Annotated in this window: 12 protein-coding genes and 1 pseudogene; 6 read left to right on the forward strand and 7 right to left on the reverse strand. The window is 60.2% G+C overall.

All coding sequences use genetic code 11. From position 1 onward, the window contains the following. Nucleotides 1-137: 137 nt before the first annotated feature. From AFK24_RS02025 to hutG, 3 genes are read left to right on the forward strand one after another with little or no spacing between them, the layout of a single operon-like run. The gene (locus AFK24_RS02025) at nt 138-1520 is read left to right on the forward strand and encodes an amino acid permease (protein ID WP_065831649.1); all 1383 of its coding nucleotides are present in this window, start codon (nt 138-140) and stop codon (nt 1518-1520) included. 23 nt (nt 1521-1543) lie between these two features. Beyond that, complete coding sequence (gene hutI, locus AFK24_RS02030; protein WP_065831650.1) at nt 1544-2755, forward strand: imidazolonepropionase; 1212 nt, start codon at nt 1544-1546, stop codon at nt 2753-2755. Between the two features lie 10 nt (nt 2756-2765). After that, on the forward strand, nt 2766-3569 hold the full coding sequence (gene hutG, locus AFK24_RS02035; RefSeq protein ID WP_065831651.1) for an N-formylglutamate deformylase: 804 nt from the start codon (nt 2766-2768) through the stop codon (nt 3567-3569). A 110-nt stretch (nt 3570-3679) separates the two neighbouring features. On the opposite strand, the gene AFK24_RS02040 is transcribed toward hutG, so the two are convergent. After that, nucleotides 3680-5947: a heavy metal translocating P-type ATPase gene (locus AFK24_RS02040; RefSeq protein WP_065831652.1), complete on the reverse strand. Its 2268-nt coding sequence runs from the start codon at nt 5945-5947 to the stop codon at nt 3680-3682. Nucleotides 5948-6030: 83 nt separating this feature from the next. Between AFK24_RS02040 and cadR the strand changes: the two genes are divergently transcribed. Then, complete coding sequence (cadR, locus tag AFK24_RS02045; RefSeq protein WP_065831653.1) at nt 6031-6477, forward strand: Cd(II)/Pb(II)-responsive transcriptional regulator; 447 nt, start codon at nt 6031-6033, stop codon at nt 6475-6477. 117 nt (nt 6478-6594) lie between these two features. On the opposite strand, the gene AFK24_RS02050 is transcribed toward cadR, so the two are convergent. Together AFK24_RS02050 and lgt are read right to left on the reverse strand one after the other, a co-directional pair. Beyond that, the gene (locus AFK24_RS02050) at nt 6595-7566 is read right to left on the reverse strand and encodes a thymidylate synthase (protein WP_065831654.1); all 972 of its coding nucleotides are present in this window, start codon (nt 7564-7566) and stop codon (nt 6595-6597) included. Nucleotides 7567-7618: 52 nt separating this feature from the next. After that, complete coding sequence (gene lgt / locus AFK24_RS02055; RefSeq protein ID WP_065831655.1) at nt 7619-8428, reverse strand: prolipoprotein diacylglyceryl transferase; 810 nt, start codon at nt 8426-8428, stop codon at nt 7619-7621. A 207-nt stretch (nt 8429-8635) separates the two neighbouring features. On the opposite strand from lgt, the gene AFK24_RS02060 reads away from it, so the two are divergent. Continuing rightward, nucleotides 8636-9382 (forward strand): NRDE family protein, encoded by a 747-nt coding sequence (locus AFK24_RS02060; protein WP_065831656.1) that lies wholly within the window; start codon nt 8636-8638, stop codon nt 9380-9382. 109 nt (nt 9383-9491) lie between these two features. Here the strand turns inward: AFK24_RS02060 and ptsP are convergent, their stop codons facing one another. Then, on the reverse strand, nt 9492-11771 hold the full coding sequence (ptsP, locus tag AFK24_RS02065; protein WP_065831657.1) for a phosphoenolpyruvate--protein phosphotransferase: 2280 nt from the start codon (nt 11769-11771) through the stop codon (nt 9492-9494). A 21-nt stretch (nt 11772-11792) separates the two neighbouring features. Next, nucleotides 11793-12272 (reverse strand): RNA pyrophosphohydrolase, encoded by a 480-nt coding sequence (locus tag AFK24_RS02070; RefSeq protein WP_020293475.1) that lies wholly within the window; start codon nt 12270-12272, stop codon nt 11793-11795. 142 nt (nt 12273-12414) lie between these two features. On the opposite strand from AFK24_RS02070, the gene AFK24_RS02075 reads away from it, so the two are divergent. Continuing rightward, entirely contained in the window at nt 12415-13071 is a 657-nt protein-coding gene (locus tag AFK24_RS02075) for an HAD family hydrolase (protein WP_065831658.1), read from the forward strand. Nucleotides 13072-13194: 123 nt separating this feature from the next. Here AFK24_RS02075 and AFK24_RS02080 read toward each other — a convergent pair whose 3' ends face one another. Then, a complete protein-coding gene (locus tag AFK24_RS02080; RefSeq protein ID WP_065831659.1) occupies nt 13195-13620 on the reverse strand; it encodes a DUF2269 family protein in 426 nt (141 codons plus the stop codon). A 154-nt stretch (nt 13621-13774) separates the two neighbouring features. Next, nucleotides 13775-14342, reverse strand: a pseudogene (locus AFK24_RS02085) (threonine ammonia-lyase, biosynthetic); the annotation flags it as partial.

Genomic DNA, 14342 nt, shown 5'->3' on the forward strand with positions numbered 1-14342 from the left:
CGTATAGACATCCGTGACACAGGATGTCAGCCAGGCGACACCCGACACGACGTCGATTCGAGCAACGCAGCCAAGCGGTTATCCTTGCCGCCCTGAGCAACTGGCAGTTCGCTGGAAAGAACGGAATTGGATTGGAAATGACGTCACAACAAGGTTTGAAACGCGGGCTGTCGGCCCGTCACATTCGCTTCATGGCCCTGGGATCGGCCATTGGCACCGGGCTGTTCTACGGTTCGGCATCGGCCATTCAGATGGCCGGGCCAGCGGTTTTGCTCGCCTACCTGATCGGCGGCGCGGCAGTGTTCATGGTCATGCGCGCCCTGGGCGAAATGGCGGTGCACAATCCGGTGGCGGGCTCGTTCAGCGAATACGCCAGCACGTATCTGGGGCCGATGGCGGGCTTTGTTCTGGGCTGGACCTACGCCTTTGAAATGATCATCGTCTGCCTCGCCGACGTGACCGCGTTCGGCATTTACATGGGCTTCTGGTTTCCGGATGTGCCGCGCTGGATCTGGGTGCTGAGCATCGTGTTCCTGATCGGCGCGCTGAACCTGTGCAACGTGAAAGTGTTCGGCGAAACCGAGTTCTGGCTGTCGCTGCTCAAGGTCAGCGCCATTGTCGCGATGATCGTTGCCGGTTTTGGCCTGTTGCTGTTCGGCGTCAATCTGGCGGGCGCAGAAACCGTGCCCAGCGTCAGCAACCTGTGGAGCCACGGCGGCTTCATGCCCAACGGCATCGGCGGCCTGATCGCCTGCTTTGCGGTGGTGATGTTCGCGTTCGGCGGCATCGAAATCATCGGCATCACGGCGGGTGAAGCGCAAGATCCGCAACACACGATCCCGCGCGCCATCAATGCCGTGCCGCTGCGCATTCTGCTGTTCTACGTGCTGACGCTGTTCGTGCTCATGTCGCTGTTTCCCTGGTCGCAAATCACCAAGGCCAACAGCCCGTTCGTGCAGATTTTCTCCAGCCTGGGCATTCCGTGGGCCGCCGCGCTGCTGAATATCGTGGTGATTTCCGCAGCGGTTTCGGCGATCAACAGCGATATCTTCGGCGCCGGTCGCATGATGTATGGCCTTTCCCAGCAGGGTCAGGCACCAAAAAGCTTCTCCCGCTTGTCAAAGCAAGGTGTGCCGTGGATGACCGTGCTGGTGATGGGCGTCGCCTTGCTGGGCGGCGTGCTGCTCAATTACCTGATCCCGGAAAACGTTTTCCTGCTGATCGCTTCGCTGGCGACGTTTGCCACCGTTTGGGTCTGGCTGATGATCCTGTTGACGCAAGTCGCAATGCGCCGCGCCATGAGTCGCGAAGACGTCGCGCAATTGAAGTTCCCGGTGCCGTTCTGGCCCGCCGCACCGGCAGCGGCCATCGTCTTCATGCTGTTCATTTTCGGCGTGCTGGGCTACTTCCCGGACAACCGCGCGGCGCTGGTCGTCGGCGCGGTTTGGGTCATGTTGCTGGTGGTCGCTTATAACGCCTGGATCAAACCCGGTATTCACAGTCAAAGAACACGAACCTGACCCGATAGCCTCGGAGGCCCCGAATGAAAACGCTCTGGAAGCACTGTCATGTCGCAAGCATGGCGCAAGGCAAATACTCGATCATCGAGGATGCCGCCATCGTGACCTCTGGAGCGTGTATCGAATGGATCGGGCCGCAGGCGGATCTTGTTGAAGCGGAGTCGGGTTTTGACAGCGTCATCGATCTGAATGGCGCGTGGGTCACGCCGGGGCTGATCGACTGCCACACGCACACTGTGTTCGGCGGCAATCGCAGCGGCGAATTCGAGCAGCGCCTGCAAGGTGTGAGCTATGCCGAGATCGCCGCAGCCGGCGGCGGCATTGCCAGCACGGTGCGAGCGACTCGCGCTGCCAGCGAAGACGAGCTGTACGCCAGCGCGGAAAATCGCCTGCGGCATTTGCTCAAGGATGGCGTGACCACGGTCGAGATGAAGTCCGGCTACGGCCTGGATCTGGCCAACGAACGCAAGTTGCTGCGGGTCATCCGCCGTCTGGGCAACACCTTGCCGATCACCGTGCGCAGCACCTGTCTGGCGGCCCACGCCTTGCCGCCGGAATACACCGACCGCGCCGACGATTACATCAATCACATTTGCAGCGAAATGCTGCCCGCCCTGGCCAATGAAGGGCTGGTCGACGCTGTGGATGCGTTTTGCGAATACCTGGCGTTTTCCCCGGCGCAGGTCGAGCAAGTATTCATCACGGCTGGCCAGTTGGGCTTGCCGGTGAAACTGCACGCCGAGCAATTGTCTTCGCTGGCGGGTTCCAGTCTGGCAGCGCGCTACCATGCGTTGTCGGCGGACCATCTGGAATTCATGACCGAAGCCGATGCCATCGCCATGGGCGCGGCCGGAACCGTCGCCGTGTTGCTGCCCGGCGCTTATTACTTCCTGCGCGAAACCCAGCTGCCGCCCATGGATGCCCTGCGCAAACACGGCGTCGATATCGCCATCGCCAGCGACCTCAACCCCGGCACGTCTCCCGCGCTTTCCCTGCGCCTGATGCTGAACATGGCGTGCACGCTGTTTCGCATGACACCCGAAGAAGCCCTCGCGGGCGTCACGATCAATGCCGCCAAGGCGTTGGGCATGGGCGATACCCATGGCTCGCTGGAAGTGGGCAAGTTCGCGGATTTCGTGGCGTGGAACATCGAACGCCCAGCCGACCTGGCCTATTGGCTGGGCGGCGATCTGGACAAACGCATCGTGCGCCACGGCGTCGAATCCCTGATTTAAGGAGAGACTGATGGACAACGTTCTGAAATTTTCTCGCGGCAGCGTGCCGCTGCTGATCAGCATGCCCCATGCGGGATTGCACCTGACGCCAGCGGTCGAAGCGGGCCTTGTGGATGAGGCGTTGAGCCTGCCGGATACCGACTGGCACATCCCGCAACTCTACGACTTCGCCGCCGAACTGGGCGCCAGCACCCTGGCGGCTGAGTACTCGCGATTCGTCATCGACCTGAATCGACCGTCCGACGACAAACCGCTGTATGCCGGCGCGACCACCGGGCTGTTCCCGTCGATCCTGTTCGACGGCGTGCCGCTGTTCAAGGAAGGTCAGGAGCCGAGCACCGAGGAGCGCGCGCGTTATCTCGAGCAGATCTGGACGCCGTACCACCAGACTCTGGAGCAAGAGCTGACAAGGCTGCGCGATGAATTCGGCTACGCGCTGCTGTTTGATGCCCACTCGATTCGCGGACATATCCCACACCTGTTCGACGGTCGCCTGCCGGATTTCAACCTTGGCACCTTCAACGGCGCCAGCTGCGACGCAGAATTGGGCCAACGCGTGGAAGCCATCTGCGCCGCCGCCACCGATTACAGCCATGTGCTCAACGGCCGTTTCAAAGGCGGCCACATCACCCGCCACTACGGCGATCCGGCCAACCATATCCACGCGGTGCAACTGGAACTGACCCAAAGCACCTACATGGAAGAGTTCGTGCCCTTCCACTACCGCCCTGATCTGGCGGAACCGACGCGGGTGGTGTTGAAGCGGTTGCTCGAGGGAATGATTCAGTGGGGGAAGGCTAAATACGGACGCTGAATCCGAAGTCCGTAGGAGCGAGCTTGCTCGCGAAGACTTAAGTACAGCCTCCATGGATTCGGAGGCTGATCGATCGATTCGCGAGCAAGCTCGCTCCCACAGTTCGCTGTTTATTTTTTAAGCAACCGCAACCCATTGAACACCACCAGCAAGCTCACGCCCATGTCGGCGAAAACCGCCATCCACATGGTCGCCATGCCGGCGAAGGTAACGACCAGAAAGATCGCCTTGATCACCAGTGCCAGGATGATGTTCTGCTTCAAGATGGCCGAGGTGCGGCGCGACAACTGAATGAATGCCGGGATCTTGCGCAGATCGTCGTCCATCAGGGCGACATCGGCGGTTTCAATCGCGGTATCGGTACCGGCAGCCGCCATGGCGAAACCGATTTCGGCGCGAGCCAGCGCAGGCGCATCGTTGATGCCGTCGCCCACCATGCCGACCCGATGACCTTGCGCGTACAGCGCCTCGATTGCCTGCAACTTGTCAGCCGGCATCAGATTGCCTTGTGCCTGATCGATACCCACCTGCGCCGCAATCGCCTTGGCGGTGTGCGGGTTATCGCCAGTCAACATCAGGGTTTTCACGCCCAGCTTGTGCAGCTGCTCAATGGCCTCGCGGCTGCTGTCCTTGACGGTATCGGCCACGGCGAACAACGCCAGCGGGCCGCTGTTATCCAGCAGCAACACCACGCTTTTGCCCTGTTTTTCCAGCGCATCGAGCTGCGCTTCCAGCTCTGGCGAACACAAGCCCAACTCTTCCACCAGACGGTGGTTGCCCAGGTGATACACCTCGCCATTGATCTCGCCGCGCACACCACGACCCGCCAACGCTTCCAATGCGGTGACCTCATGCAAGATCAGGCTCTTTTCTGCTGCCTGGGCGATGGCCAGGGAAACCGGGTGGTCGGAACGGCCAGCCAGGCTGGCGACAATCGCCGGAACCCGCTCGCCAGCTGATTCCTTGAGCAGCACGTAATCGGTCTGCACCGGCTTGCCGTGGGTAATTGTCCCGGTTTTGTCGAGCGCCAGATAATCCAGCTTCTGGCCCATCTCCAGGTAAACGCCGCCTTTGATCAGGATGCCTTTACGCGCCGCAGCCGCCAGGCCACTGACAATCGTCACCGGTGTCGAAATCACCAGCGCACACGGGCACGCCACCACCAGCAACACCAACGCGCGGTAGATCCAGTCGAACCATACTGCGCCCATGAACAGCGGCGGGATGATCGCCACGGCCAACGCCAGCAGGAACACCGCCGGGGTGTAGATGCGCGAGAAACTGTCGACGAAGCGTTGCGTCGGCGCGCGTGCGCCCTGCGCCGCTTCCACCGCATGAATGATCCGCGCCAGCGTCGAGTTGTTGGCTGCGGCCGTGACCTTGTATTCCAGCGATCCTGATTGATTGATCGTGCCCGCGAACACTTTGTCGCCTTCAGCCTTCTCCACCGGCAGGCTTTCGCCGGTAATCGGTGCCTGATCGATGGTGGAATTACCGGAAACCACTTCGCCGTCCAGTGCAATGCGTTCGCCCGGTTTTACCCGCACGATGGCACCAAGCTCGATGTTTTTCGCCTCCAGTTCCAGCCATTGACCATCAGCCTGGCGCACCGTCGCCACTTCAGGCGTCAGTTGCAGCAGCCCGCCGATCGCGTTGCGGGCGCGGTCCAGGGATTTGGCTTCGATCAACTCAGCCACGGTAAACAGGAACATCACCATGGCCGCTTCTGGCCATTGTCCGATCAACACAGCCCCGGTCACGGCGATGCTCATCAGCGCGTTGATGTTCAGGTTGAAGTTCTTGAGGGCGATCCAGCCTTTTTTATACGTAGTCAGCCCGCCACTGAGAATGGCGACCAACGCGACCAGCGCCACAACCCAGTTCGGCGCCAGCTCAGCGAAGTGAATCACCTCCGACGCCAGCGCGGCGACGCCCGACAACGCCAGCGGCCACCAAGGCTTTTTGGCTGGCGGCAACGAAGCCGACTCAGCGCTCGCGCCCTCTTCAATCGGCTCGGCCTGCATGCCCAATGACGAGATGGCTTCGCGTATCGGGTCAGTGGACGGCAATTCGTGCCAAACGCCGAGCATGCGATTGATCAGGTTGAATTCGAGCTTCTGCACACCGGCCAGCTTGCCCAGTTTGTTCTGGATCAAGGTCTGCTCGGTAGGACAATCCATCTGTTCGATACGGAAACTGCTCAGCCGACCGCCAGACGCAGGCGCATCGCTGAACGTAACGACAGCGGGTGCTGCATCCGCCGAGCAGCAGCTGTGTTCGTGCTTGGCATGGCTGTGTTCCGAATGGGCGTGATCATGCGCCGAATGGTCGTGTTCGGCATGTTCGTGTTTCGGATCGATTGGGGTCGCTTGGCTCATGGTCCAGTCCTTTGACTTACTTGTTGCCAAGTGAACACCCTGTAGCCACTATAGGGTCAAGCACCAAAAACAGGATCGATGACATGAAGATTGGCGAGCTGGCAAAACTGACCGACGCCCAGGTAGAAACCATCCGTTATTACGAGCGCGAAGGCCTGCTGCCGCCTCCGGCGCGCAGTGAAGGCAACTATCGGTTGTATACCCAGGCGCATGTGGAGCGACTGACGTTCATCCGCAACTGCCGTGGCCTGGACATGACCCTCGAAGAGATTCGCAGCCTGCTCAATCTGCGCGACAGTCCGCAGGATCAGTGCCAAAGCGTCAACGCGCTGGTCGACGAGCACATCCAACACGTCAACTCCCGCATCGCCAGCCTGCAAGCCTTGCAGACGCAACTGCTCGACCTGCGTGAACGTTGCAGCGAAGGCGCACCGGATCATTGCGGGATTCTGGATCGGCTGGAGGTTAGCGGCGGCGTGGCAACGCTGGAGTCAGAGCATTCCCATGTGGGCAGGAGTCATGGGCATTGAAGACTCGTGGGCATGTCGTAGGACCGGCTTTAGCCGGGAGAGGGCCAGAACATCCGCTGCATTTCCTCGATCAGAAACTACGGCCTCCCGGCTAAAGCCGGTCCTACGGGTCTTGCATTAAACCGCCATCGGCGCCGTCATTGCCGGATGGTGCTCGTAACCTTCCAGGGTGAAGTCCGACGGCTCGATCTGCTCCAGCCATTCCGGCTGATAAACACCGGTCTTGGCAAACTCGGGCACGCGCTCGGAGATCACCAGTTTCGGCATCGGGAACGGCTCGCGGGTCAGCTGCTCGTTGAGCATGTCCAGGTGGTTTTCGTAAACATGGGCATCGCCGATGAAATACGTGAACCAGCGCGGCGTGTAGCCCGTCAGGCGACCGATCAGGCTTAGCAAGGCAGCGCCTTCGGTCAGGTTGAACGGCGTGCCCAGGCCCAGATCATTGGAGCGGATGTACAGGGTCAGGGAGATTTCTTTAGTCTCCTGATTCGGGTGAAACTGATACAGGAGATGGCAAGGCGGCAACGCCATTTCATCCAGCTGCGCGCAGTTCCAGCCGTGGAACAGGATGCGGCGGCTGCCTGGGTCCTTGATGATCGTGTCGACACACTGGCGAATCTGGTCGATGGCCTTGTACAGCACGACGTAAGCCTGGCCGTCTTCTTCAGACTGGGCGATCTGCTGATAACCCTGGCTCAGCGCCAGCTCGATGGCCGCCGGATTGCTCAGGTCGATGCGTTTGTAAGCGGGCCACTTGCGCCACTGCACGCCGTAGATCTCGCCCAGATCGTCTTCGCCCTTGCGGAACGGATTGTCCAGCCATTGGGCGTTTTCGTTGGCGTTCTGATCCCAGACCTTGCAGCCCAGCTCGCGAAATTCGGCAGCGTTATTCACGCCGCGCAAAAAGCCGACCATCTCGCCAATCGCCGACTTGAAGGCCATGCGCCGCGTGGTGATCGCCGGGAAGCCTTCCTGCAGGTCATAGCGCAGCATGGCGCCGGGAAAGCTGATGGTCTTCACGCCAGTGCGGTTGGCTTGCAGCGTCCCGTTCTTGATGACGTGAGCGACGAGTTCCAGATATTGCTTCATAAATTACCTGCATCGATGAATCCGCCGGACAGCCGCGTCCGGCGTTTCGGTGTTAAACCGCTGCGGTCTTGCCAGCAGCGCGATGGTACGCCAGCCAGATCAGCACGATACCGGCGATGATCATCGGCAGGCTGAGGATCTGACCCATGGTGACCCAACCCCAGGCCAGGTATCCGAGCTGCGCATCCGGAACGCGGACAAATTCGACGATAAAGCGGAAAATCCCGTAAAACAACGCAAACATCCCGGAAATAGCCATGGTCGGGCGCGGTTTGCGCGAGAACAGATAGAGGATGAGAAACAGTGCAACGCCTTCCAGCGCGAACTGATACAGCTGCGACGGGTGACGCGGCAGTTGCGCAGGATCACTGAACGGCGGGAAAACCATGGCCCATGGCAGATCAGTCGGTTTGCCCCACAATTCGGCATTGATGAAGTTGCCGATACGCCCGGCGCCCAAACCAATCGGCACCAGCGGCGCGATGAAGTCCATCAGCTCGAAGAACGATTTGCCATTGCGCCGACCGAACCACCAGGCCGCCAGCATCACGCCGACAAACCCACCGTGGAAGGCCATGCCGCCGCGCCAGACTTCGAAGATCAGCAGCGGATTGGCGATGTACGCGGGCAGATCGTAGAACAACACATAACCCAGCCGCCCGCCGACGATAACGCCCATGGCCAGCCAGAAAATCATGTCGGAGAGCTTTTCTTTGGTCCAGGTCGGATCAAAGCTGTTCAGGCGACGCGATGCCAGCAGCCACGCACCACCGATGCCCACCAAATACATCAATCCGTACCAGTGAATTTGCAGCGGGCCGATGGCCACCGCCACCGGGTCAATCTGCGGGTAAGGCAGCATTGCGACTCCTCAAAAAATTCGAACGCTCTCGCGAGCTACTTAACCAGAACACACTAAAGCAGGAAACTTAAACCCACGCTGAACAGCAACACTGCGCACACGCGCGAAATGAGAACGGCATGTTACCGGAGCAAGGTCCCGCGCTCTACCTGCACGATGGATGTCGGCCGGGCGGATGCGTAGAGTGGTGAAAAAAAGGAGTACCGCATGTGTCTGATCGTCTTTGCCTGGCGCCCTTCCCACGCGCAGCCGCTGATCGTCGCCGCCAATCGTGACGAATTCTATGCACGTCCCACTCAGCCACTGGCGCAGTGGGCCGATGCGCCGCACGTCTATGCCGGTCGCGACCTGGAAGCGGGCGGCACCTGGTTGGGCATCAACGCCGACGGGCGATTTGCGGCGCTGACCAATATTCGCGACCCCAACCAGCCCTTGGGCCGTCGTTCCCGGGGCGAATTGGTTGCGCAATTTTTGACCGGCCAGGCGTCAATTGAAGATTATTTGTTCGAGGTGGCGGGCCGGGCGGACGAATACGGCGGCTTCAATCTGCTGGTCGGCGATGGTCAAACGCTGCATTACCTCAGCAGTTCAGACCCGCAACCACGGCAATTGAGCGAGGGTGTTTACGGCTTATCGAATGCCGGGCTGGATACGCCGTGGCCCAAACTGGTCAAGGCCAAGGCTGCGTTGAGCGCGCAATTGGACGATCCACAGCCAGCGGCGCTGCTGACGTTACTCACAGATGCGCAGACCGCACCACTCGCGGACTTGCCGGATACCGGCGTCAGTCTGGCCACGGAAACCCTGCTTTCCAGCATCTTCATCGCCAGCCCGACCTACGGCACCCGCGCCAGCACGGCGCTGATCGTCAATGCCGATGGCAGCCGACGCATCGTCGAACACAGTTTCGGGCCGTATGGCGGGAGATTGGGGGAAGTGGAGTTGGAGATCTGACAACACCGTAGGAGCGGATTCATCCGCGAGGCAGTAGTCCATCTGGCAGACATTTGTAGTCTGAACGATAGCCCTCCCGGATAAATCCGGTCCTACGGTGGTTATTGAATCAATGCCCCTTGACCGACCCCGGATTGATCATCCGCGACAGCCCAAGATTTTTCAGAGCCAGTTGCAGCGAGCTGCTGATGACTTGCGGGTTGTCGTTGGTCATCAGTTGCGCGAGCAATTCCTTGGCCTTGCTCAGGTGGATCTGACGCAGCATCCATTTCACTTTCGGCAGGTTGGTGGCGTTCATCGACAGGCTGTCGAAACCCATCGCCATCAACAGCACCGCAGCCGCTGGATCGCCGGCCATCTCGCCGCAAATGCTCACCGGCTTGCCTTCGGCATGGGCGTCGCGCACGACGTTCTGCAAGGCTTGCAGTACCGCCGGGTGCAGGTAGTCGTAGAGGTCGGCGACGCGCGGATTGTTGCGGTCCACCGCCAGCAGGTATTGGGTCAGGTCGTTGGAGCCGACCGACAGGAAGTCCACCTGACGCGCCAGATCACGAGTCTGATACACCGCCGCCGGCACTTCAATCATCACGCCCACCGGCGGCATCGGTACGTCGGTGCCTTCGTCGCGGACTTCACCCCACGCGCGGTGGATCAGGTGCAAAGCCTCTTCCACTTCGTGGGTGCTGGAAATCATCGGCAGCAGAATCCGCAGGTTGTTCAAGCCTTCACTGGCCTTGAGCATGGCGCGGGTCTGCACCAGGAAGATTTCCGGGTGATCGAGGGTGACGCGAATGCCGCGCCAGCCGAGGAACGGGTTGTCTTCCTTGATCGGGAAGTAGGACAGCGCCTTGTCACCGCCGATGTCCAGGCTGCGCATGGTCACCGGCAGCGGGTGGAAAGCGGCCAGTTGCTCGCGGTAGATCGCCAGCTGTTCCTTTTCACTCGGGAAACGCTGGTTGATCATGAACGGCACTTCGGTGCGGTACAGACCAACACCTTCGGCGCCACGCTGCTGCGCACGGGCCACATCGGCCAGCAGACCGGTGTTGACCCACAAGGGCATGCGATGCCCGTCCAGCGTTACGCACGGCAGCTCACGCAGGGAATCCAGGCCTTGGGAGAGCTGACGCTCTTCCTCGACCACCTCGGCGAATTGCTTGCGCATGATGTCGCTGGGGTTGGTGAAGACTTCGCCGTGATAACCGTCGACGATCAGCTCGATGCCGTCGACCTTGGAATACGGCAGATCGACCACGCCCATGACCGTCGGGATACCCATGGCGCGAGCCAGGATCGCGACGTGGGAGTTGCCGGAGCCAAGTACCGAAATCAGGCCAACCAGCTTGCCTTCAGGTACTTCGCCCAACATGGCGGGCGTGAGTTCTTCGCTGACCAGAATCGTGTTGTCGGGATAAACCAGCGTCTGTTGCCGGGCCTGTTGCAGGTAGGCCAGCAAGCGACGGCCCAGATCCTTGACGTCTGAGGCGCGCTCACGCAGGTAAGCGTCGTCCATCAATTCGAAGCGTTTGACGTGTTCGCTGACCACCGAGCGCAAGGCGCCCTGCGCCCATTGACCGGTCTTGATGACATTGGTCACTTCGCTGCCCAGCGAGGCATCGTCGAGCATCATCAGGTAGACATCGAACAATGCGCGTTCTTCCGGCCGCAGCTGGGTCGCAAGCTTGGCGGACAAGGTACGCATGTCGCCGCGCACGCCTTCCAGCGCGGTTTGAAACAAGGCCAGTTCGGCGGCGATGTCGGTGACGGTTTTGTCCGGCACCACTTCCAGATCGGCGGGCGGCAGCATGACCACGGCCACGCCCACGGCAGCACCGGGCGAACCGGCGACGCCGACAAACTTGGCCTCCTGAATCCCTTTGCCCTGACGGCCAAGGCCCCGGATCGAACCGGTGGCTTCAGCGTGGGCGATAACCCCGGCGAGCTGCGCGCTCATCGTCACGAGGAAAGCTTCTTCCCCTTCGTCGAACTGACGGCGCTCCTTTTGCTGGATGACCAGTACGCCCACCACACGGCGGTGGTGAATGATCGGCGCTCCAAGGAACGAGGCGAAACGCTCCTCGCCGGTTTCGGCAAAGTAGCGATAACGGGGGTGATCGGCTGCGTTTTCGAGGTTCAGCGGTTCTTCGCGGGTGCCTACCAGACCGACCAGGCCCTCGTTCGGTGCCATGCTGACTTTGCCGATCGAGCGCTTGTTCAAGCCCTCGGTGGCCATCAGCACGAAGCGATTGGCTTCCGGGTCGAGCAGGTAGACCGAGCAGACCTGGCTGCCCATGGCCTCTTTTACGCGTAACACAATAATGCCCAACGCCGCCTTGAGATCCTTGGCGGAGTTAACTTCCTGGACGATCTTGCGCAGCGTATTGAGCATGGCTCGGGGTCGAACTCCGTGTCAGTCGCGCGATAAAAGGCGCGGGGCAAGCTCTTTGAGTGCGCGTCGATACACCTCGCGCTTGAATGTCACCACCTGACCCAGCGGATACCAATAACTGACCCAGCGCCAGCCATCGAATTCCGGTTTCCCGGTCAAATCCATCCGCACCCGCTGCTCGTTGGAGACCAGGCGCAGGAGAAACCATTTTTGCTTTTGGCCGATACACAGCGGTTGGCTGTGCGTCCTGACCAGTCGTTGCGGGAGACGATAACGCAACCAGCCTCGTGTACAGGCAAGAATTTGCACATCTTCGCGCTCAAGCCCGACTTCTTCATTCAATTCACGGTAAAGCGCGTCTTCCGGCGTTTCCTGAGGGTTGATCCCGCCTTGTGGAAACTGCCAGGCATCTTGGTTGATTCGCCGAGCCCATAGGACCTGGCCAGCATCGTTTGTCAGAATAATCCCGACATTTGGACGGAAACCATCGGGGTCGATCACGGCAACAACCTCGCAAACGCATGTCGCCGCATTGTTCCACAAAGGCGATCAAAGCAGCAACGAGGCTTAGCAGGTTATGTGAAGACTTGTGAAAACCTCGTATTCTTGGGCTCTTTTTTCAGCAATTTCAGCGGGTAACTGCATGCGTCTGGCCTTATTCGACCTCGACAACACACTTTTGGGCGGCGACAGCGATCACGCATGGGGCGATTACCTGTGCGAGCGCGGCATCCTCGACCCTGTTGTCTACAAAACGCGTAACGATGCGTTTTATCAGGATTACCTGGCCGGAACCTTGAATCTGACCGATTACCTGAACTTCAGCCTGGAAATCCTCGGCAGCACCGATATGGCACAACTCGACGAATGGCACCGCGACTTCATGCGCGACTGCATCGAACCCATCATCCTGCCAAAGGCCATGGAACTCGTCGCCATGCATCGCGAAGCCGGCGACAAGCTCGTGGTGATCACCGCAACCAATCGTTTCGTCACGGCCCCCATCGTCGCGCGACTGGGTATCGATACCCTGCTGGCGACCGAATGTGAGGTCATCGACGGACGCTACAGCGGCCGCACCACCGATATACCCTGCTTTCGTGAAGGCAAGGTGACGCGGCTCAATAGATGGCTCGAAGAGAACCACTTCAATCTTGATGACAGCTACTTCTACAGCGATTCGCTGAACGACCTGCCGCTGCTGGAGCAAGTCGCCAACCCGGTGGCTGTTGATCCAGACCCTAAACTGCGCGCCGAAGCTGAAAGCCGTGGCTGGCCGGTGATTACGTTGCGGAGTTGACCACGCAAACCTGTCAATCAGGTAGGACCGGCTTTAGCCGGGAGGGCGGTTGGCCTGCCTGCGCAGATGCATTGTCTACCGGCCTCCTCCCGGCTAAAGCCGGTCCTACAGGATTCGTAGGCGTTAAACCGGTTTGGCACCCATCAGCCCTGCAATGGCGATAAAGCACACGGCGCTGAAGATGGCCAAACCCAGGGTGACCGCTGGTTTGCCGCCACCTGCGGTGCGCAGTCGATTGAGCCGCGCCACCAGCCAGGCCCAACTCAGCGTGCCGAAGGTGTAGAGCACGCTGCTCGACAGCAACCAGGTTTGCCCCAGCGACCAGCCGGCGTAATGCGCCAGCCACCAGCCGCTGATCGGCATGATCAGCAGACAAAGCCCCATCAGCAGCCAGACGAACAGCCACGGCCGCTGCAACAAGCGGTTTTGCACGCTCGCATCGCCTGCATGACGTTGTTTGATGACGAATCCAGCCAGCCCCAGCGCACTGAGCAAAAACAGCACGGTGGTGACGACGTGAAGAATTTTGATCGTGGTGAAATGTTCCATTTTCGGAATGCTCCAGTGAAGTCGTTTGGTTAAGCGCATCCTTGTAGGACTGGCTTTAGCCGGGAGCTCATCGTTCCTGACTCAAGAAATATAGCGGATGTACCGGCCCTCTCGCGGCTAAAGCCGGTCCTACGAGAGCCCGCCGCCCATCAATTCACCCCAAAAACAGCTTATAAGCCGGATTCTCGCTCTCATCCCAATACGGATAACCAATCTCGGCCAGCGCAGCCGGAACCAGATGCCGCTCGCCTTCGGGCACCACCAGCCCGGCCACGACTCGGCCATCTGCCGCGCCGTGGTTGCGGTAGTGGAACATTGAAATCGTCCACTGGCCGCCCAGCTTGTTGAGGAAGTTGAACAGCGCCCCCGGCCGTTCCGGGAATTCGAAGCGGAACACCACTTCATCGCTGACTCGCTCGGCATGGCCGCCGACCATGTGCCGGATGTGCAGCTTGGCCAGTTCGTTGTCGGTAAGGTCCAGCACCGGAAAACCCTGCTCGGTGAGGCTCGCCAGCAGCGCCGCACGCGGGTCGGTGTCGGGGTGGGTCTGCACGCCGACGAAGATGTGCGCTTCGCGGTCGGTGTGGTAGCGGTAGTTGAATTCGGTGATCTGCCGTTTGCCGATCGCTTCGCAGAAGGCCTTGAAGCTGCCCGGCTGCTCGGGAATGGTCACGGCGATGATGGCTTCGCGACCTTCGCCCAGTTCGGCGCGCATGACCCGC

The sequence above is a fragment of the Pseudomonas syringae genome (assembly GCF_001698815.1).
Classification (GTDB): Bacteria; Pseudomonadota; Gammaproteobacteria; order Pseudomonadales; family Pseudomonadaceae; genus Aquipseudomonas; species Aquipseudomonas syringae_A.

Excerpts from the sequence above, each read along its gene's own strand:
- AFK24_RS02025 (WP_065831649.1), top strand. The coding sequence starts at position 138 with ATGACGTCACAACAAGGTTTGAAACGCGGGCTGTCGGCCCGTCACATT.
- hutI (WP_065831650.1), top strand. The coding sequence starts at position 1,544 with ATGAAAACGCTCTGGAAGCACTGTCATGTCGCAAGCATGGCGCAAGGC.
- hutG (WP_065831651.1), top strand. The coding sequence starts at position 2,766 with ATGGACAACGTTCTGAAATTTTCTCGCGGCAGCGTGCCGCTGCTGATC.
- AFK24_RS02040 (WP_065831652.1), bottom strand. The coding sequence starts at position 5,947 with ATGAGCCAAGCGACCCCAATCGATCCGAAACACGAACATGCCGAACAC.
- cadR (WP_065831653.1), top strand. The coding sequence starts at position 6,031 with ATGAAGATTGGCGAGCTGGCAAAACTGACCGACGCCCAGGTAGAAACC.
- AFK24_RS02050 (WP_065831654.1), bottom strand. The coding sequence starts at position 7,566 with ATGAAGCAATATCTGGAACTCGTCGCTCACGTCATCAAGAACGGGACG.
- lgt (WP_065831655.1), bottom strand. The coding sequence starts at position 8,428 with ATGCTGCCTTACCCGCAGATTGACCCGGTGGCGGTGGCCATCGGCCCG.
- AFK24_RS02060 (WP_065831656.1), top strand. The coding sequence starts at position 8,636 with ATGTGTCTGATCGTCTTTGCCTGGCGCCCTTCCCACGCGCAGCCGCTG.
- ptsP (WP_065831657.1), bottom strand. The coding sequence starts at position 11,771 with ATGCTCAATACGCTGCGCAAGATCGTCCAGGAAGTTAACTCCGCCAAG.
- AFK24_RS02075 (WP_065831658.1), top strand. The coding sequence starts at position 12,415 with ATGCGTCTGGCCTTATTCGACCTCGACAACACACTTTTGGGCGGCGAC.
- AFK24_RS02080 (WP_065831659.1), bottom strand. The coding sequence starts at position 13,620 with ATGGAACATTTCACCACGATCAAAATTCTTCACGTCGTCACCACCGTG.